Genomic DNA, 20,399 nt, shown 5'->3' with positions numbered 1-20,399 from the left:
ATGGAAATAAAAGCCTTTGTTCGCGAAATTGATGATCAGGAATTAAATCTAGAAACTGAGACAAAAACTAGAATCATAATTCCTAAGGCGATGTTACCTGATGCAAAAATTGATCAGGTAGTTTATGTTTCTTGCGCCCTAGAGCCAGATAAATTGGCACGAGAAACTCTTAATGAGTTACTTTCTAACAATGACTAATAATAAGACAATAAAAAGTTTTCCAGCCTGGCTGCTTATTTCAGCGGCTGTTTTTGTATCTCTTATTTTTATTATCGTTATAACGGGTTGGTATTTTAATGAACAGTATCAAGCTCGGATTGCTCCAGGCGTGAAAGTTGCCGGAGTTTCTTTGGGCGGGAAAACAATTGCTGAGGCTCAGCCAGTACTACAAGAAATTCTTGGTAAACTCGACGACGGAATTCCAGTTAAGTTCAATCAAAAAACCGTCAACATTGCCGCACAAAAAAATATTTTAAGCCCCGATTCTTTTCAGCCTTTAGTTTTTTTGGATTCAAATAGTACGCTCAATAACGCCTTTCTTATTGGTCACTCAAATAATGAATTGCTTAATGCTTGGCAAAAAGTTAATTCATATTTTTTTGGTAATTCAATTGATATTTCTATGACGGTTGATCGCGAAGCAATTGTTGCTCAACTTAAAAAAGATTTTTCTGACCAAGAAAATAAACCAACTAATGCTAGCGTTAATATTTCCAAAGGTCAGACAACTATTGTTAAAGAAAAAACTGGTATTTTATTAAATTATGATAAGGCCGCTTCTGACATTATTAATCAATTGCATTTAGTTAAGGTTGATCCGATTATTATAGAGTCTAGGGTCGTTGAGCCAACTGTTTTGGAAGCTGATGTACAAGCTAATTTATCAGCCGTTGAAGCCTTTTTAGTCTTTCCTAAAACTAAGTTAGTTTATGAGACTAACTCTTGGGATCTAGATACAAAAAAAGCTAGTCAGTGGCTAGCTTTTTCTAAGGTAGATAATAACGTTGAGGTAATTTTAGATCAGGAAAAAATCAAACAGTTTTTAACCGACGAAATTGTTCCAAAGGTAAATCATGATCCGGTTCAAGCTCGCTTATCAATGACTAGTGGACGTGCTTCAGTTTGGCAGGCTGGTGCAGAAGGTGTGGCGATTGATCTTGATAAAACTGCGGCGTCGATCGCGGCTTGGCCAAAAGAAAAACCAGCTACAATTGAAATAAGCGTTAACAAAACACCAGCCGGTGCTAATGATGTTAATGCTGAAGAATTAGGTTTAAAAGAAATAATTGGAACGGGTATTTCTAACTTCGCTGGCTCCCCGGCTAATCGTCGCCACAATATTAAAGTCGGAGCAGCCGCTTTGAATGGCTTATTAATTAAACCAGGTGAAGAATTTTCTCTGTTAAGAGCTTTGGGTAGAATTGATGGCAGCACGGGTTATTTACAAGAATTAGTAATTAAAGAAAACAAAACTATCCCTGAATTTGGTGGAGGTTTATGTCAGATTGGTACGACTTTATTTAGAACAACTTTTAATAGTGGATTGCCGGTAACACAGCGCCGTAATCATTCCTACCGAGTGGTTTATTATGAACCAGCCGGGACCGACGCCACGATTTATGACCCAGCACCTGATTATCGCTTTGTTAATGACACTGGTAAATATATTCTTATTCAAACACGCATCGTCGGCAATCAAGCAATCTTTGATTTTTGGGGAACAAAAGACGGTCGCCAAATAAATATTGGCAAGCCGGTTATTTATAACATTGTCGCGCCTGCTCCAACAAAAACCATTGAAACAACTACTCTAAAAGAAGGAGAAAAGAAGTGTACTGAAAAAGCTCACAACGGAGCTGATGCATATTTTGACTATAAGGTTACTTATCCGAGCGGCGAAGAAAAAGCCGTTAGATTTTCTTCTCATTACGTACCCTGGCAAGCTGTGTGCTTGGTCGGCGCAAAAAAATTACCTGACACTATTATTCCTCCAGTTGTTACACCAACAGTCAGCCCTGTTGTTTCACCTGTAGCAAATTAGATCAGGAAATAAACTATTTATTTTTATATGGCCCAGTTAAGGTCTAAAGGTTTTACTTTAATAGAGCTTTTGGTTGTCATCGCAATAATCGGTGTTTTATCGACTATGGCAATAATTGCTTTAGGTAATGCTAGAGCTAAAGCTAGAGATAGCAAAAGAGTGGCCGATATAAAACAAATAAGCACGGCTTTAGAATTATATTTTTCAGATAACGGAACTTATCCGACTATTATTACGCCCGGACAAAGCATTAAATCACCAGATGGGTTAATTATATATATGGGGAATGTGCCTAATAATCCAGCTCCGCGGAATGACGGCAACTGCCCTGATGTAAATTATAATTATTTAAGTAGCGGGAGTAACTACACTATAATTTATTGCACGGGTAATTCAGTTGGTAATCTTCTCTCAGGAGGTAAATTAATGAGCTCTAATGGCGTAAGGGATTTAGGAACGATGGATGGTTTAGTGGGATATTGGTCTTTTGATGAGGGGGCGGGGGCAACTACTTACGATTCAAGTGGCAATAACAATAATGCAACTTGGTATGGAACATCAACCGTAAGATATGCGACTGGTAAGGTTGGCGGATCAGCCGCACGATTTAACGGTGTGAACGATTATGCATATTCTGCTGGTTCTCAACTGCCTGCGAGTGGTACAATAACTTTTTGGGTAAAAAGAGCAGCAGCTATTCCCTTTAGTGGCAGTCCTCTTCGACTTGGAACTCTACTTGTAAATATTTCAGAGAGCGCATATGTTGTATGGCTTAACTCTAGTTATTCGCCCTCATTTCAGGGTCTATTAACTACTTCTGGAGATAGTTGGCATTTTATGGTAGTGCGTTATAGAACCAATGAAGCTGAATTTTTTTATGACATGCAGTCACAAGGCTTGATTACAGATACTGATCAAACGCCGTCTGGAGCGGGAATATATATTGGTACATATGTCCCATCAGTTTGGCCAATGAACGGGCTTATAGATGATCTACGCGTATATAATCGCATGCTTTCTAACTCTGAAATTCAGACAATTTATGACGCCACAAAATAAAAAACTAAAATTTGGTTTCACTTTAATTGAGCTACTCGTAGTAATAGCTATCATTGGCGTGCTCTCTACCATGGCTATAATAGCCCTAGGTAATGCCAGAGCTAAAGCTAGAGATAGTAAAAGAGTGGCGGATATAAAGCAAATTTCTACTGCTCTAGAATTATATTACGCAGACTATGGTTATTATCCGACAATCATAACACCAGGTAATGCTTTAGCATCTGCTGATGGTACTAAAACATACATGGGCAAGATACCAACTAATCCAACACCGAGAAATGATGGAAGTTGCGGTGCTGGTGATTATTCTTATTCAGTTAATGGTAATAATTCACTCTTTTCTATTTCTACTTGTTTAGGATCTGGTTCCAATAATATTAATACCGGGGTAGCATCTTATTCTCCTAATGGTCTTTTTAGTTGCGGCCAAAAAATATCTGACGTTGAAGGCAATCAATATGACACAGTGCAAATAGGAACTCAGTGTTGGACTAAACAAAACATTAACACCGGAACAACACAATTGTGCGCCGGCGCCCCCGGAATTTATTGTGTTACAAATCCAAGCGATGACACAAAAATAGAAAAATATTGTTATAACAATAATTTGTCTAGTTGTAATACTGGCGGAACTTTTTATCAGTGGTCAGAGGCTATGAACCTTCCTATATCTTGTGCAACCGTAGATTGCTCAGCTCAGGTTACAAGTCCACATAAGGGTATTTGTCCTGATGCTTGGCATATTCCAACAGACAACGAGCTCAAAGTTTTAGATATGTACCTTGGTTTAAGTGCGGCAGAGGCAAATGCTTATGAGTTTAGAGGATCTCATAATGAAGATCTTAGATTAAAGGTTGGCGGAGATACTGGGTTTAATGGTGTGCTTGTTGGCTTTCGTTATCCCGATGGATCATTTGTTTATTTAAATACTTACCTTACTTTTTGGGGTGCCACACAAGGACCCGCCTCTGCTTATTATCGTGGGGTGTATGATGGCTATTCAGGAATTTATCGTAATGCACATGATAAAGCATATGGAAGATCTGTTCGCTGTCTCAAAGATTAATTATGTATATTTGTAATAATAAAAAAGGATTTACATTAATCGAACTTCTGGTTGTCATCGCGATAATTGGTGTTTTATCTACCATGGCAATCATTGCCTTAGGCAATGCCAGAGCTAAAGCTAGAGATAGTAAGAGAGTAGCTGATATAAAACAAATATCTACGGCCCTAGAATTATATTATTCTGATTATAATTCTTATCCAACAATTATAACGCCAGGCAATGCTTTAACGTCTCCGGATGGTACTAAAACATATATGGCTAGTATTCCTAATAACCCTACACCTAGAAATGACTCAGGTTGCGGAGACAACAATTATACTTACGCGTCTACTCCAGATAACACAAACTATAGTCTTAACTTTTGTCTTGGTAATAATGTTAGCTCAACCCCGGCTGGTATTAATTCAAGCTCTAGTACAGGCGTAGGCACTGCGCCAGGACTCGTTGGTTGGTGGAAGTTTGATGAAGGAATAGGGAATGCAGCAATTGATTCTTCTGGAAATAATAATAATGGAACTTGGTACGGAACAGGTGCTCATTATGTGGCTGGTAAAACCGGCGCTTACGCCGGACAGTTTAATGGGACCGATGATTCAGTTTTAGTGCCAGACAACGTAACGATTGATTTTGGACAGAATAATTTTAGCTGGTCTGCCTGGGTTAAATTGAGTTCTCCTCAAAATTCTAGAAACTTTATCTTCGAGAAAGGTTATGAGCCATCAAGTAATGCTTATTATGGATTTTGGGGAGAGCTGGATATTGGAAATGCTTACGTAGGTGGAATGGGTTGCTGGGGGGCTCCATGCGCCGGAATAAATCAAAGTGTCAATTATGGCGCGCTTAGTCCTATTAGTGAATGGCATTTTTATACTCAAGTTTATAATCAAACTAATAATCAATTTCTTTTTTATGTTGATGGACAACTTAGAACACCGCCTACAGCTTTTAATTTAATGAATGCAAATAATAATTTACCTTTATTTATAGGAAGAGACGGACAAGGCAATGCAAATATGTTGAAAGGATTAATTGATGATGCTCGCCTTTATAATCGTGCTATATCAGCGTTCGAAGTTTTAGCACTTTATAATTCTACAAAGTAGTTTTATTTTTAACGCTGCCGCTAGGGCTTGCTTTTGTAACCAAAAGCAACAAAAGTTTTGGGGGCTTCAATTCGCTATTACTTTGTTCACCTTATATATCACCAATCACGGCGCTCAATTCAACCCCCAAACCCCTTGACTCTTCTAAGACCTTAATAGTTCTTAGTCCATTAAATTTATCCGTACCAGTGTTTACGTAAATACAAGTCACCCCTCCCTGTCCGCCGAATCGGCGGATGGGGAGGGGTTGGGGGTAGGGCAGAGCAACAAAAAACACCCCGTCATATGACGGGGTGTTTTAGTCTCTCAAACAAAAGTTCGATTGAAGCGGGTAGGCAAGAAATTTTCATCAGAAAGAATCTAGTCGGAACCGGATTGTTGCTGACGAAGAAATCCCCATGCTTGTCGTGCCTAGCCCGCTACAAGCGACCTTATTGTTAAATGGCCCTAAAAAGCTTTGATAGGGCAATAACAGAGTCTATCATACATAAAAGATCTTGTCAAGGGTGTATTCAAGCCGCTAAATTTATTTGGCTAAAATTAGTTAAAAAAATCAGCCCTAAGGCTGATTTTCCCCATGATATGCACTGGTTTTACACCAGGGAGGAAATGATACTATCAAGCTTTTTGTACAACTCTGAGCTATCGGCCGCCTTAGTTTTATTAAGGTTTTTTCTATATTTCGGTATATTTTTTATAAAGTCAGCGCAGTTTTTAGCTGTTAAATCCTCTGCCCAATCACCATAACCCATCTTCTTTATATTGATAGCATTAAGTGTTTGTTCGACTTGATGAGCAACCGGAATAGCAAAGTAAGGTTTCTTTAGCCATAAAGCTTCTGAAATTAAGCTCAAGCCAGCAGTCCCAATAATGGCTTTACAGTTTTTCATATCATCTAGATTGTCATGCGTGAAGTCCTTGATAGTAACATTATCGATTGTTATATTGCCGGTTACATTACGGTAGATGACAAACTTTTCTTTTTTAATTTTTCTTAGTTCATTTACCAATGAATCAAAACTGGAATTTTGATAAACAAAAATAAAATCTTTAGTGCTCGGCTTTAATCTAGCGATGGGACCTCTGACAATAGCTGGGAAAATAAATGTTTTCGGTTTTGTAATTTTAGTTTTAAAGAAACTGGTTATTAAATAATAATTTGCTCCCCAAACCATACTTTTAACAACTAGTGAGTCAGTAATGAAATCACGCAGATATTTTTTAGGAACAGATATTTTAGTATTAGTTAGCTGGTGTTGATTATCAAGCGAAATCAAGGGTAATCTTTCTAAATGCGCTAAGTTGGCCGATAAAGGCTCAAAATCAGTGATTACTAAGTCTGGCTTAAAGGCTTTAACTTTTTTCAGAATCTTTGGCCAATTTTTTGATTCAGTAATTAGAGTTTTAGCATTATCATAAACCGTGCGCCAATAGACAACTTTATTGTTTTTATAATTTAAACCAAAGCCAGGAATATTTATTACCTTAAAATATTTTTTCAAAAATTTAGCACCTTGGTTGTAGCTTAAAACAATAACTTTATGCCCCTGCTTTTCTAAGTGTGTTAATGTCTCATAACTGCGAGCAGCATGACCAAAACCTTGTCCTGAAACTCCGTAAATAATTCGTGCCATATGTTTTTATGAAAAATATATTTTAAGAAGATACATTATGCCAACGCCTAAGGTTAAAAATATTAATTGACCAAGGGACCAGAGCCAGCGAGTTTCTTTATGAAGTTCTGGTAATAAATCAGACACCGCAATATAGATAAAACCGCCGGCCGTTATTGGAACCAAGAAGGCACTTAGGTTCATTGCGGTTTGACCAAAAGAAAATAAGACAACCGTTCCAAGCACCGCAGCCAAAGCGCTAAAAAAATTAAATAGCAAAGCTTTTTTTCTAGTATAGCCAGCATGAATTAATATTCCAAAGTCACCAATCTCGCGTGGAATTTCATGAAAGATAACTGCGAGAGTTGTGGTTAAACCAAGTGGAAAACTAACTACAAAAGAAGCAGCAATCAAAAGCCCGTCAAAAAAGTTATGAAAGCCACCACCAATCAAATTCATTAAACCAACGGGATGAGGATGATGCTCTGTGGTTGGAAAATGACAATGACGCCAATGAATAAATTTCTCTAAGATAAAAAATAAACCAATTCCAACCATTATCCATGGCCAAGGATTTGTAGTTTTGTTGTTAGCTAGTTCTGGTAATAAATGAATAAAAACATCGCCAACCATTGTGCCGGCCGCTAGGCTGACCAAAAAGAAAGCTATTTTTTTAAAGCCTTCTTCTGAGCTTGAGAGACTAAACAGGCCGACAAAAGAGATTAATGAAACGACTAATGTGGCAATGATTGAATATAGAAGCATAGTGTTTATTGCCTTATAATTATACAGTATTCACTTGATATAACCTATATTATATGTCGATTATTGACAAAAGTAGCTTAATATGATTTGATTCAGTATCGTTCTATAATAATTTGTGAATTAAATAAAAAATAAAAAGAAAGTTGAGGTCTATTATTGAGTAAACCGAACTCCATTATTACCGCTGAAGGGTTAATTTATGCCGGCGTTTCTTACCCCGATTTATATGAGGGGCACACTCTGTCGCGAGTGCTAATAGGTTTTGACAATTTTCTTAATGAACCGCATTTCTACAAAGAGCTCTGGGGTGTAGACTTGGACGACTTTGATAAAAACATCGGTTATAAGGCTTGTGGACGACGGGATGAAGGCATGGAAACTTTCATCGAGAAAACGGGTTTAAGAAGATTGTCTAAAAACAATGGACTTGCTTATAAAAAATATGAGCAATGGTTGATGGATCTTAAAAGCTTGCGAGAAAGTTGCTTTCAGTGTTCATTGCTCATTGCCGAGGGACTATGCTTTTCTTTAGAGAAAAACTTTTCTGACATTAAACGATCTATCGTGGCAGCGGAAAAAAATCACGTTTTACGTTTGGTAAAGTATCCGGACCTTAAGTTTAACGACTTGATTGAACCACACGAAGATCCTGGGTTCATAACTTTGCAGTTGCATGATAGTTTTTCTGGTTTCAGGTTTGGGAAAAATTTTAATATTGAATTCGTTAGTCCTGAAAATAAAGTCACCGCCTTTCTAGGAAAGAAGGCAGAGCTTTTCTCTGAAAAATTATTTGCCATGCCTCATGCAATAGTAAATAATCTTCCAAAAGAAAGATCAATTGCCATGTCTTTCTCTTTGGACATTGATCTTTAGATAGTCTGTAAATACCTCCCATAGCTTCGGTCTGCTGTTTAGACTGAAGCTATTTTTTATATATTATTTCTTGATTTTCAAAATAGTTTCGATTATTAAAATAGTCGTCAGTGCGTTTAATAACCTTTCTCATCATAGAAACCGCTTCTAATGGATATTTTCCGGCTGCAGTTTCATCAGATAACATGACTGCATCAGCGCCATCAAAAATAGCATTGGCAATATCACCAACTTCGGCGCGAGTCGGCCTTTGGTGCTCCATCATTGAAGTTAACATTTCCGTGGCCACTATGGCTGGCTTATCATGCCAATGGGCATGACGAATAAGATTCTTTTGAATTATAGGTAAATCTTCTAGAGGGCATTCAATACCAAGATCACCGCGTGCCACCATTATACCATCGGCTTCTTTAATGATTTCATCAACTAAAGGTAGGGCTGTAGCGCGTTCAATTTTAGCAATGATTTGCGGCATTGTTTTTAGTTTTAAGCTAAGCAAAAGTTTTTTTAACTTAATAACATCAGCCTTAGATTGCACAAATGATAGGGCTATAAAATCAACGCCGTGCTTAGCGCCAAAGATAGCGTCTTTAATATCCTTGGGAGTTAGTCCGCCTTGCTTTAAGTTAGTTTTTGGTAAGTTAATGCCTTTACGAGAAGTGAGAAGGCCGCCGCGTTCAACTTGAGCGTAGATTTTTTTGTTAGCGATTTTAAGAACTTTTAATTCAATGGCGCCATTACTTAAAAATAAGGGATGACCAACTTTTACTTCATTAAATAAACTCTTACGGTCAATTGGTATTTCTAAATTATCAATGCTAGATTTTTTTCCATAAACAAAAACATAAGTTTCGCCATCCTTCATTTCAACTTCATGACTAAGTAAGCCGATACGAATACGAGGGCCTTGTAAGTCTTGGATTAATTTAACTGTTAAGCCGGTTTCCGATTTAATGTTACTTAGCTGCTTTTTAACGGTGAAGAATTGTTTTTCATCAGCATGTGAAAAATTAAGGCGGAATATATTAACGCCCGCTTTAGCTAGCGAGCGCATCATTTCGTATTTATTAGATGATGGTCCAAGTGTGGCTATTATTTTTGTATGCATAATATATTATTTTATTTTTTTAAATATTTTTGTCGTTCAATTTCAGGAAACTTCTCAATAGCATATCTTAACATTGTACGCGGCATCCGTCGAGTATAATTTTTTAAAAATACCTTTAAGTCATTGATTGATCGTTTGCCCATTTCTCTAAGCATCCAACCAGCGGCTTTATGCATTAAATCATGTTTATCGTTTAATAATTTTTCGGCTAAAGAAAGGGTGTGTTTAAAACTATCAGCTTTTATAAAAGCGTAGGTTGCCACAATTGCAATGCGGCGCTCCCATAGATTATCTGACTTAATAAGTTTATATAGTATGGCCGTGTCTTTGTCGATTAACCAGCTACCAAGAATTTTGCTAGCGCTTAAATCTACTAAATCCCAGTTATTGATATATTTAGTATTTTTTAGATAAAAATTAGTAATGGCTCTTTGCTTTAATACATCGCCCTTAGTAAATTGTTCAACTAAAATCAGTAATGCAATTAAACGAATTTCATGTACCGGAGATTCTAATAATTTTTTAATTTCAATTAAACTAAGATCGCTATATTTTTTAGCAATAGTTCTTGATTGGGGGACTGTTAAGCCCCAAAAAACGTCACCGGCGCCGTATTGTCCTGGCCCAGTCTTAAAAAATCGCCCTAAAATAGCGGTTTTTTCTTTGTTAGCTTTTTTCTTAGCCTCAGTTATTACGTCTTTAGCCTGTATCATAGTAGTACTATTATATAGTAAAAATGCCAATTAAAACAGGGCTTTCGTGCTTAATATTGACAGAATTGAATAAAGGTGATATAATACAAAATTGCGATCTTTGAAAAATATGGCTCTATTAGGTTGGTTTTCCGTAATCTGGCGCAGATTAGGGATAACTAACTTAAAAACCATTAAAATGAAAAGAATAGCTAAAAATATTTTTGTTGCAGCTATTATCTCACTAGTCGCAACAAGTATTATGGGATTTATAAATGGAAGTTTAGAAATCACCGGCAATACATTAAAAGGTTTTAATGTTCAATCTGATTTATTGCTTTGGACCTTCAATATAAATATCGCAGTAATTGTATTTATTGTGGTTATTATTCTGTTGTCCCTTCTTAAAAAGTCAGAAAACCTAAAAATTAATTAATATAAACATTATAAATTCAGAAAGGAATAAAAGGTGGAAGAAAAAATAAAATCTGAATACCTCGCTCTCCGAGGTTTAATCTGCAGCAATTATGAACCACATGTTCAGGCTGTCAGATTTTTTAGACCGCTCTGCTTGGTTATAGCTGTTATAGCTGGATTGGGCTTGATATTATGCGCTGCTGCTGGCAAGAACATGAGTGGAGCAATAGTGCCTTTTGCATGGTCCGCTATATTAGTAGGTTTTGGCCTTTTCTTTATTATAGGATTCGCTGTAGATTTAGATATGCAGAAAATGGAAGTAAACGCTTTAGATGATGCCGTTGCAAAGGACATCGAATTTAAAGACGTTGAGTTATTGAAAAAATATTTTCCAAAAGTAGTAAAATAAATTTTATTAACCTAAAATTATAAGGAGTTGTTAACTTGGAAAAAAAAATCACAAGCCTCAGAGGTAGAAGTAAGTTCACTGATTATTTTCATTATTTTATAATGGCGGGAATCGACGAAGTTGATCCACGCACTATAAATATAAAACACAATCAAGACCAAAGGCTGGATCATTTCAGCACCAAACAGCTCGAAAAGCGTCATGGCAGGTATGTCAGGTCAATCACTGGTAAGGACCTTAATCCTAACAAGCCGGCAAAAACCAATTCAACTCTGCGTGATAAACGCGTTGATTGGTCGAAGTATATTGATTTTGACTATTGTAACGACAGCGGTGAATGCTATATCTTAGATATGTTCAATCTGGATGATGATGAGCCTGTCTACGAAGATATGAATTATAACAAGTATCTTGCCTATAAAAAAATGGCAAGCTGATAAATAAGTGAGATTGTCGAGGACTTTAGAATATTTTTTCTAGAGTCCTCTTTTAATATCTGCGCCAACAGCCTCGGCAATATTTTTATAGCCATCAGCTTTTAAGAGTTTGTTTAAACCGTAGTTTATTTCGCCAATTAATTGTGGGCCTTCGTAAATCATACCTGTAATAAGCTGCAATAATGAGGCACCCAATTTGATCTTTTTATAAGCATCAGCGGACGAAGAGATTCCGCCACAACCAACCAAGGTATAACGACCCTTGGTTTTTTTATAAATCATGGCTAATAGTTTGTTGGCTTCTTCTTCTAAGCCTTTGCCACTAACACCGCCCTTCGTTTCCATCAACTGTTCTTCTTTAGTTAAATGAGTTTTTTCATGAGTTAAATTAGAGCAAATTAAACCAGTAATTCTATGGCGAGCAATAACTTCTAATAAATTATCAACCTGAGTTTCGTCTAAGTCTGGTGACATTTTAATAAAGACCGGCATTTGAGAATTCTCTCTGCCAATGGCTGATAATAATCTTTCTAATAAAAGCGGATCAATAAAAGGCTGACCGCCAGAAGTATTAGGACAAGAAATATTGACGGTTATATAAGAAGCGGCTTTGCTTGCTTCGTGCCAACCAACTAAATAATCTTTAGTAGCTTCATCTACATCGTCGGTTAAATGATCATTGGTTTTAGCAATGTTTATGCCTAAAGGAATATTTATTTTGTTCTTACTAACGCGGGCAACAACCTTGTCTGCTCCTTCGTTAGCTAGGCCATAATAAACGGCAATTGATTTTGATTTTTTAAAACGCCACAATCTTGGTTTAGCATTACCAGCGCAAGCACGGCCTGTGATTGAACCAATTTCAGTAAAACCAAAACCAAGCCCTTCCATAACTTCTGTTAAAACTCCGTTCTTATCAAAGCCAGCCGCTAAGCCAACAGGATTTACAAAATTTAGACCAGCGATAGTTTGTTTTAAGCTAACCGATTCAAAACTAAATAAGTTTTTAACAAAATTACGGCGATAATTTTTAGCGCCAAACCAATGTCCTATGATTAAGGCTTGATTGTGAACTGTTTCAGGGTCAATTTGAAATAAAATTGGCTTAGCGATTAAAAGATAAGAGCCGTGAATAATAGAACGGACTAAATTTGATTTCATAAATATTATTTATAAGTAGGGGCCTGCTCCGCGATGTCTTGCTGTTCGTTCATATAACGAGCTAGAGCATATAATAAGCTTGATAAGCGGTTCATGTAAGCTAGAGAAAATTCATTGATGCTTGTGTCTGGTGCGGCGTCGATAATCATTCCCTCAGCTCGACGGGCAATCGTTCTGCCAACATCACAAATTGCACTACTTTCACTTTGTCCTGGAATTAAAAAGCTGTTGATTGGCGGCAATATATTTTCTATCTCATTTATTACTAGCTCTAAGTCTTTAACTTTCTTTTCTTCGATAAACAAATCAGCGCCAGCTAGTTCGCCTTGAATAATGAATAGATTTTCTTGAACAACTAATAAGGCTTCGGCCACTGTTGGCCAAATAGATGTTGGTAATGTTTGCGTGTTAAGTTTAGCACGGCAAAAACCTAACCAAGCGTTGAGTTCGTCAACGGCGCCAAGGGCTTTGATTGTAGGATGACTCTTTAAAACTCGCTCTGGCGTTTTTAGAGTTTTGGTTGTGCCATTATCTCCTTTGCCAGTGTATAACATATTACAATTAAATTTCACAAGCTCCAGATACGCAAGCAAATTCTTTGCTGCCAGTAGTGGTGTCTCCAGCTTCGTACTGAATAAGATTAGAGAAGTCTAGTTTGCTTAGTTGTGCTTTGCGACGTTCATATTCGGTTTGATCAATTGCTTCATAGGGCGCTAATTGGTAGACATGATCGCTACGAGGTAAGAACGATAGACCACCAACCCAATCCCAATTTTGATAGACAAAGTTAGCAACTTCTAACCATTCGTTTGGTCCAACATAAATAGTAGCTGATGGATTGTGTTCAACAAAGTGTTGTTTTAGTCTTTGCCACTCAATTAATAATTCAATAGCAGAAACATTTTCTTTAAAGATTGCTTTCTCTGGAGCCTTGACTGGGAATTCCAAAACAAAAGTGGTAGCTGATTCAACGGCTTGTCCAACTTCAGGTAAACATGGCACACCTTGTTCACGAGCAAATTGCAATAATGGATCAGTGTGAGAAATACGAACACGACGAATAAAGTATGGTGAGAACCAAGGATGCATACCAGAACCAACGCCAAGTAATTGTCCTGAGTTACCGTGTGGCTTAACGCAAGTAATAGCAGTTGATTGATTGATGTCTAAGCGCTTGGCATATTCTTTATTAACTCTAATACCTTCTTCGCGCAACATATCAAGTACATCATCATTTCTAATTACTTCATTGTCATAGTAACCAGTTAGAGAAACGCCGAGTAATCTTTCTTCATCACAGTTTTTCTTCCAGCCACTTGAAAGATAACCAAAGTCAGTTAAGGTTGATTGATAAGTTCCTAAGATTGTGGCTTGAGCCATTTTTTTCTTCAAAGTTTCTTTAGTGTCATCAGGGCGAATAACAATACTGGTTAAATTACAAAATTGTTTAGAACGCAAATAAATTTCGCCACATGGATTTAGACCAATTAACTTTTGGTCCTTTAGTTTTTCCCAACGACGAGCTGGTAATTGCTTTTCTAAACCGCCGCGGTTGAAGATGCCGCGTTCACCAGACTTTGATTTTACTAAAGCTGTCCATTCATCCAAAAACTCTTCGGCTGATGGTTTTTCGTTATAAACTACTGAATTATTAGCCATAACGCGCTGACCTTCAGTTAAGTAGAATTGGCCTTTTTTAGCGTCGCGCATCTCTGTATCATCTAGATCAGACAAGGAGATTAGAGCACTGCGCCTAACGCCACCAGCTACGACAATTAAGCCGATTTGGCAGATAATGTCATGTAGGTCAATGTTGGTTAAACGACGGCCCTGACGAGCTAAAACTTTAGCGCGAGCAAAGCGCATTAAATCAATTAAAGGCTGAGGACCGCTAGCGCGACCACCAGCTGTTTTCAAACGTGCACCAGCTGGACGAATGCGAGAATAATCAAATTCAATATCTTTTCCATCGGCCCAAGATTTCATACCTAAAACAAAAGCATCAGCCCAACCTTCTTTTGAATCTTCAACAACATGAGTTTCTAATTTTTCTTTGCTCTGTCTTTTGATTTGTGGAAATTCTTGAACCGCTTCTGACTCAACTGAAAAACCAAGACCGGCGCCGCACATTAAGATGTACATTATTTCACCTAAGTCTTGAAAACAAGACGGCGCGATGTAAGAACAGTTGTAAGCCCAAACATTTGAATTTTTTGCAGCTAGTCCTGCAGACCATAGCAATCTCATTGAAGGACAAACATCTTGATTTAAAATAGCTTGTTCTAAATCATTGTATTCTTCGTCAGTAATTTTTTTACCAAGCTTCTCGCGCATGAAATCAATGTAGCGTCTAACAGTCTCAGTCCAAGTTTCGCGGCGTTCTAGTTCCGGAACCCAGCGACTATACATTTGATAGAAAATAAATTCAGAATATGAACTTCTAAAATACTTACTACTGTCATTTATAACCGCTTTAACGGCCTCAGGTACTGGTCGAGCAGTGCGTCGTATCTTAGCTCGTTCATTGCGATATAAAATGTAAGCTTTGGCGGTCTTAGTAAAACCTTCGCGCATTAATTCTATTTCAACAATGTCCTGAATTTGCTCAACCGCAGGAATGTTGTTATGAAATTTATTTTTTCTTGCTAAAGTCTTTAAATTTTTTGCAACCGCGCGCGCAATTGTACGCGCTTCATCTTTACCACCTTCAGAGGCTTCTTCTAAACCTTTTAAAACTGCACTTTCAATTCTATTGGGATCAAATTCGACAAGTGTGCCGTCTCTTTTTTGGACCTGGGTGAAGGGGTGAAGCATAGGGGTAAAATTATTATTTATAGCCTCATAAATATAGCATTGATTTTGTGAAACTAGAAGTGGATAAGTCAGCTTGCTTGACCATTGTTTAATTTTTATTCATAGCTATGACCGCTATATCTAGTGGCAGCAGCTTTTTCTCTGCCCAATATATGGTGTTTTGAAAAATGACCGATTTTTTCCCTTATTTTTCTTAGGTTTTTTCAATGACAGTATTGTTGATTTTTTTCTTAAGTAAATTCAAGCTATATTTTGACCTTTCTAAAAACATTTTGGACAAAAAACACCCCTAATTAAAGGGGCGTTTTCGCTGCTGTGTTTTAGCTGCTAAAATTGATAGTAAAACTATACATTCCCATACTGCAGAGCCCTTTAAGCGAGCTGCCTGCGGCTTGATTTGGGATTTCAATGTCAGTTGTGTCGCTCGGTGGCAAGTTTTTGGAGTAATTAATGGCCGGAATCCGCAAGGCAGACGAACAATCAAAAGTACTGTTCGTTTTAGCTCTGATAATTGTTGCCACATTGGCCTTGGCGTTGGTCACCTTAGGACTATAACCACCCTTTACGTCAATTGTAATGACTTGTTTGCCATTTTCAGTGCTGACGTTTGAGCTTGTGACCATGGTCTCGGTGTTGTTGCTGTATTTAACGGTTTTTGGCGCTTGATTATAGGAGGCGATAATAAATATAACGATTATTATGATTCCCCCGACAACGAGAAGTATCTTTTTGCTCATATTTTTAGAAGTTAAAAATTGGCGGAATAATTCCTAGGGCCGCCAGGCTGTTTATTATGTTAAATAAGGCAAAGCAGATAATAATTAAGCCCATAGTTTTGAAGAGTGTGCTTGTATTGGCTTTTAATTTCTCGGCAATTCTAGAGCCAAAGCTGATTAAGCTTAAGATTGGTAGGGTGCCTAAAGCAAAGACTAGCATTATCATGGCGCCGTTTATAAAGCTGTGGGTTGATAAAGCGTAAAGCTGCATTGATTGAGTAAAGCCACAAGGCAAGAAGAAAGTGACAGCACCAATGATAAAGGGGGTAATAACTGTGTTAAGGCTTTTTAGTTGTAGTAGATTTTTAGATAAACCTTTTGGCATGGTAATCTGTAAGCGATGACTCCAGGAAAAAATATTTAATAAATTAATACCTAGGCCGAGCATGACTAGTGCAATGATTATATTTAGTGTTGAAGTGCCAAAGGCGCCGAGTTGAAATGATCCACCTAAAACCCCAATTAAACCACCAAGTAAGAAGAAGCCAATCAAACGACCAGCATGAAACATAATATGCGGCTTGGCTGAATTGCCCTGCTTAGCGAAGCTGGCTGATAGAGAAAGAGCTAAACCACCAACTACTGCCATACAGGTTGATAGAGAGGCAACGATACCAATCACAAAAGCCGTGCTATAGCTAACACTTGAGGCTTGAATTAAATTAGCTAAACCCAGTTTTTGTAAAGCGATAAATAAAGCAATGATTAAAATTGTCGTTGGAATAGCAATGTTAAAACCAGCCCACTTGTCGGAGTTTTGTTCTTCAGGTGAATCACTTAAGCTATAGCCATGTTTAGTTAATGATTCATTAAGACGTTTTTTAGTTTCTGCAATTGTTTCATTGCTAAAATCGCCGCTTATTTCTAATGTGTTTTTATCAAGGCTAGCTTTAGCGTCTATAACGCCCGCCACTTCCTTGCTTTCTGTTTCGGTTAAAATTACACATGATGGGCAGTGCATACCTTTAACATAAAAAGTATAATTTTTTTCCATATGTTATTTAATAATAAAATTTTTATTAACAAAATGCATTTGATCAAGAATTGTATTTGTCTTTGGTAAGACACCTCCAATTACAACATTGTTACCAGAAAAATCTTCAATAATATCACCGGGTTTACTAAACTCTTTTTCGTTTATCATCATTTGTGCGTCGCTGTAGCCGATATAAACTTGCCAATATTCTTTGTTATTAATTTTTATTTTTTCAAAACTATTAATACTATTTTTTAGTTTATCTGGCAGACTATTTTTATCACCTTTATAAAATATATCAACGTTTTCTTTGTCGGCTATAATTTGTATGTTAGCGACGTTTGTCATTTTGGCTAAAGTTTTATTATTAATAAAATGATAATCATCAATCAGGGTTCCAGTTTGTGTAAGTATTCCAACTATTTTTACATTAGCTAAACCAAAGAAATCAGTTAAATTATCCCCCGGTTTGTTAATTAGTTTTTCTTTTATCATCATCATGCCCTCATTGTAACCAATTATCATTTCGTCATTGCCTAAAGTTAATGTGCCGGTTTTTATTTTCAATATGTTCGGTAAACTGTCAGTGCCTAAAAATAATTTAGGACTTTCTTTGGCAAAATTAATTTTACTTTCATTGCTAGCTAGAAAAGAATTCAAATTAGTAGCCGCTTCAATTGATACAAGTTTTGCCATGTTTTTGTCTTCCATGCCAGAACTTAGCTTAGCAAATTGAAAAAAGCCAAAAGTAAAAACCAAAACCATGATTATTGGTGCCATTATTGAAAGATAGTTTTTTTTATTTGGTTTAAAGTAACGTAATAACAATGAATTGCCAACTACTGAAATAGAGCTCATGGCCATGGCTAGGCCGGCTAATTCTGGCTTTAAGACCAAGCCGAAGCCAATAAAAATACGGGCCGCAATCGGTATACCGATGATGTTATAGAACAAAGCAAAAAACATGTTTTGTTTTATTTTACTCATCGTTTCTCGTGATAGCTGAAAAGCGGTTACTACGTCATTTAGATCATCTTTCATAATTACAATTCCGCCAGCTTCCATAGCAACATCTGTGCCTGAACCCATAGCAATCCCCAAGTCGGCTTGTGCTAGGGCCGGGGCATCATTAATTCCATCTCCTACCATAGCCACTTTATAGTTTGCTGCTTGAAGTTTCTTTACTTCATTGGCCTTATCTTTAGGTAGAACTTCGGCTAAAACATTGTCTATGCCAACTTGTGCAGCAATCGCTTTGGCAGTACGTTCGTTATCCCCGGTTATCATATAAACGGCAATGCCTAGTTTTTTTAATTTAGTAATGGCTTCCTTGGAAGTTGTTTTAATGGTGTCTGCCACAGCAATGATACCTACCACTTCTTCTTGGTTAGCTAGCAGCATCGCAGTCTTGCCCTGTGCCTCTAATTTAATTAGTTGCTCATTAATATTGTCAATTGAATGATTAAGAGTTTCGCTAATCAAACGGCGATTTCCAAAATAATATTCTGTGCTATCAATTATTCCTTTAACGCCGTGTCCAGGAAGAGCTGTAAAGTTATTAATTTCCTCAAGACTAATTAATTTTTTATCAGCGTAAGAGTAAATTGCCTCGGCTAATGGATGCTCAGATAACTTTTCTAGACTTGCTGAAATTGCTAAAATTTTATTTTCATCAATTTTTCCTAAAGCGATAATATCTGTTACTTCTGGTTTACCTTTAGTTAGAGTTCTGGTTTTATCAAAAATTATTGCTGTAATATTGCAAGCCGCTTCTAAAGGTTCACCGCCTTTTACTAGTACTCCATATTCAGCACCCTTACCAGTTCCAACCATTAATGAGGTTGGTGTAGCAAGTCCTAGTGCGCAAGGGCAGGCGATTACGATCACGGCTGTGAAGGCCATTAAGGCAAATGATAGAGTTGCGCCTAAAAAGAAAAACCAAACTAGAAAAGTAATAATAGCTAAACTAATAACAGTTGGTACAAAGACAGCTGACACTCTGTCGGCAAAGCCTTGAATCGGCGCTTTTGATCCTTGAGCATCTTCAATTAAACGTATGATTTGTGCCAAAGTTGTTTCGCTACCAATTTTTGTAACCTCAAATTCAAAACTTCCAACCTTGTTAATCGTGCTTCCAATAACGTTATCGCCCACATTTTTTTCTACCGGCAAACTTTCTCCAGTAATCATTGATTCATCTATGGCCGAAGAGCCTTTAATTATTTTTCCATCAACAGGTATTTTTTCGCCTGGTCTTACTAGGACAATGTCTCCATGAACCACATTTTCTATTGGAATATCAGATGTTGTGTTATTACGAATTACACGAGCAGTTTTAGCTTGTAAGCCCATTAGTTTCTTGATAGCATCTCCCGTTTTGCCCTTGGTACGTATTTCTAACCACTTTCCGAGAATAACAAAAGTAATTAGAAAAGCAGCGGTCTCAAAGTATAGTTCAGGTATTTTACCGCCAAGACCAACAATTGACCCAGTTTTTAAAAAGTAATCTACAAAATTAACAAGGCTATATATAAAAGCAGTTGAGGTACCAATTGCAATTAAACTATCCATGTTGAAGGTTTTCATCTTAAGTGATGACCACATGGCCTTATAAAATCCAGCTCCAATAATAAACTGGATAGGTATGGTAAGAATTAGAGAAATAATACCAATAAAAGGTAGGATGGCTGTTTTGCCCGGGCTAGCAAAGAAATCAAGCAACATGAAATATAACATGGGCAAGCTGAGAGCTAAGCTAAATAGAAATTTTTTAAAATATAAACTAGTTTCTTTCTCGCGCTTCTTTCTGTCATAGTCACTATCTTTAGCGTCAATTGTCTCTGCTTTGTAGCCAGCTTTGTTTACAGCTTCAATTAGGTTTAGTATTTTGGTTTGATTTTCATCAAAGATAATACTAGCCTTTTCAGCTGCAAAGTTGACCGTCGCTTGTTTAACACCAGGAGCTTTTTGTAAGGAGCGCTCTATTAAGGTGGCACAAGAAGAACAGTGCATACCAAAAAGCGACAAGCTTATTTTTTGGTTAGCATGACTACTGCTGTTAATAATATTTTTTTCTTCGCTCATAT

At 37.1% G+C, this 20,399-nt stretch carries 19 protein-coding genes; 9 read left to right on the top strand and 10 right to left on the bottom strand.

What is annotated here, in order from left to right; translation table 11 throughout:
- From NTY12_04735 to NTY12_04715, 5 genes are read left to right on the top strand one after another with little or no spacing between them, the layout of a single operon-like run.
- On the top strand, window positions 1–198 hold the full coding sequence (locus NTY12_04735; protein ID MCX6793303.1) for a hypothetical protein: 198 nt from the start codon (window positions 1–3) through the stop codon (window positions 196–198).
- Window positions 191–2,041, top strand: a complete 1,851-nt coding sequence (locus NTY12_04730) for a VanW family protein (GenBank protein MCX6793302.1) — start codon at window positions 191–193, stop codon at window positions 2,039–2,041. Before NTY12_04735 ends, NTY12_04730 begins: the two co-directional genes overlap by 8 nt.
- A 27-nt stretch (window positions 2,042–2,068) precedes the next feature.
- The gene (locus NTY12_04725; GenBank protein MCX6793301.1) at window positions 2,069–3,100 is read left to right on the top strand and encodes a prepilin-type N-terminal cleavage/methylation domain-containing protein; all 1,032 of its coding nucleotides are present in this window, start codon (window positions 2,069–2,071) and stop codon (window positions 3,098–3,100) included.
- A complete protein-coding gene (locus tag NTY12_04720) occupies window positions 3,084–4,166 on the top strand; it encodes a prepilin-type N-terminal cleavage/methylation domain-containing protein (protein ID MCX6793300.1) in 1,083 nt (360 codons plus the stop codon). The genes NTY12_04725 and NTY12_04720 overlap by 17 nt, the downstream gene beginning before the upstream one ends.
- 2 nt (window positions 4,167–4,168) lie before the next feature.
- Entirely contained in the window at window positions 4,169–5,272 is a 1,104-nt protein-coding gene (locus NTY12_04715; protein ID MCX6793299.1) for a prepilin-type N-terminal cleavage/methylation domain-containing protein, read from the top strand.
- A gap of 593 nt (window positions 5,273–5,865) precedes the next feature.
- Here the strand turns inward: NTY12_04715 and NTY12_04710 are convergent.
- Together NTY12_04710 and NTY12_04705 are read right to left on the bottom strand one after the other, a co-directional pair.
- Window positions 5,866–6,906: a glycosyltransferase gene (locus NTY12_04710; GenBank protein MCX6793298.1), complete on the bottom strand. Its 1,041-nt coding sequence runs from the start codon at window positions 6,904–6,906 to the stop codon at window positions 5,866–5,868.
- Between the two features lie 6 nt (window positions 6,907–6,912).
- Window positions 6,913–7,650 carry a ZIP family metal transporter gene (locus tag NTY12_04705; GenBank protein MCX6793297.1) on the bottom strand — a complete coding sequence of 246 codons (738 nt, stop codon included), beginning with the start codon at window positions 7,648–7,650 and terminating at the stop codon, window positions 6,913–6,915.
- Window positions 7,651–7,806: 156 nt separating this feature from the next.
- Between NTY12_04705 and NTY12_04700 the strand changes: the two genes are divergently transcribed.
- A complete protein-coding gene (locus NTY12_04700; protein ID MCX6793296.1) occupies window positions 7,807–8,523 on the top strand; it encodes a hypothetical protein in 717 nt (238 codons plus the stop codon).
- A 49-nt stretch (window positions 8,524–8,572) separates the two neighbouring features.
- Here the strand turns inward: NTY12_04700 and pyk are convergent, their stop codons facing one another.
- Window positions 8,573–9,631, bottom strand: coding sequence for a pyruvate kinase (pyk, locus tag NTY12_04695; GenBank protein MCX6793295.1), 1,059 nt, complete (start codon window positions 9,629–9,631; stop codon window positions 8,573–8,575).
- Window positions 9,632–9,642: 11 nt separating this feature from the next.
- Window positions 9,643–10,344, bottom strand: coding sequence for a DNA alkylation repair protein (locus tag NTY12_04690; protein ID MCX6793294.1), 702 nt, complete (start codon window positions 10,342–10,344; stop codon window positions 9,643–9,645).
- Window positions 10,345–10,453: 109 nt separating this feature from the next.
- On the opposite strand from NTY12_04690, the gene NTY12_04685 reads away from it, so the two are divergent.
- The 3 genes from NTY12_04685 to NTY12_04675 all read left to right on the top strand — a co-directional run bounded on the left by NTY12_04685 (window position 10,454) and on the right by NTY12_04675 (window position 11,586).
- Window positions 10,454–10,759 carry a hypothetical protein gene (locus tag NTY12_04685; protein ID MCX6793293.1) on the top strand — a complete coding sequence of 102 codons (306 nt, stop codon included), beginning with the start codon at window positions 10,454–10,456 and terminating at the stop codon, window positions 10,757–10,759.
- 33 nt (window positions 10,760–10,792) lie between these two features.
- Window positions 10,793–11,149, top strand: coding sequence for a hypothetical protein (locus tag NTY12_04680; GenBank protein ID MCX6793292.1), 357 nt, complete (start codon window positions 10,793–10,795; stop codon window positions 11,147–11,149).
- Window positions 11,150–11,250: 101 nt separating this feature from the next.
- Entirely contained in the window at window positions 11,251–11,586 is a 336-nt protein-coding gene (locus tag NTY12_04675; protein ID MCX6793291.1) for a hypothetical protein, read from the top strand.
- Window positions 11,587–11,625: 39 nt separating this feature from the next.
- Here the strand turns inward: NTY12_04675 and NTY12_04670 are convergent, their stop codons facing one another.
- From NTY12_04670 to NTY12_04645, 6 genes are all read right to left on the bottom strand, one after another.
- A complete protein-coding gene (locus NTY12_04670) occupies window positions 11,626–12,747 on the bottom strand; it encodes a quinone-dependent dihydroorotate dehydrogenase (GenBank protein MCX6793290.1) in 1,122 nt (373 codons plus the stop codon).
- Between the two features lie 5 nt (window positions 12,748–12,752).
- Window positions 12,753–13,301: a cob(I)yrinic acid a,c-diamide adenosyltransferase gene (locus NTY12_04665; GenBank protein MCX6793289.1), complete on the bottom strand. Its 549-nt coding sequence runs from the start codon at window positions 13,299–13,301 to the stop codon at window positions 12,753–12,755.
- 7 nt (window positions 13,302–13,308) lie between these two features.
- A complete protein-coding gene (locus NTY12_04660) occupies window positions 13,309–15,561 on the bottom strand; it encodes an ATP cone domain-containing protein (GenBank protein MCX6793288.1) in 2,253 nt (750 codons plus the stop codon).
- 320 nt (window positions 15,562–15,881) lie between these two features.
- Complete coding sequence (locus NTY12_04655) at window positions 15,882–16,298, bottom strand: cupredoxin domain-containing protein (protein ID MCX6793287.1); 417 nt, start codon at window positions 16,296–16,298, stop codon at window positions 15,882–15,884.
- 4 nt (window positions 16,299–16,302) lie between these two features.
- On the bottom strand, window positions 16,303–17,331 hold the full coding sequence (locus NTY12_04650) for a sulfite exporter TauE/SafE family protein (protein ID MCX6793286.1): 1,029 nt from the start codon (window positions 17,329–17,331) through the stop codon (window positions 16,303–16,305).
- A gap of 3 nt (window positions 17,332–17,334) precedes the next feature.
- Window positions 17,335–20,397, bottom strand: coding sequence for a heavy metal translocating P-type ATPase (locus tag NTY12_04645; GenBank protein MCX6793285.1), 3,063 nt, complete (start codon window positions 20,395–20,397; stop codon window positions 17,335–17,337).
- Window positions 20,398–20,399: the final 2 nt, after the last annotated feature.

Source organism: Candidatus Falkowbacteria bacterium, assembly GCA_026396835.1.
GTDB lineage: Bacteria > Patescibacteriota > Patescibacteriia > Patescibacteriales > Patescibacteriaceae > Patescibacterium.
The sequence above is the reverse complement of the archived record's forward strand: the minus strand, read 5'-3'. Positions and strand labels throughout refer to the sequence as shown.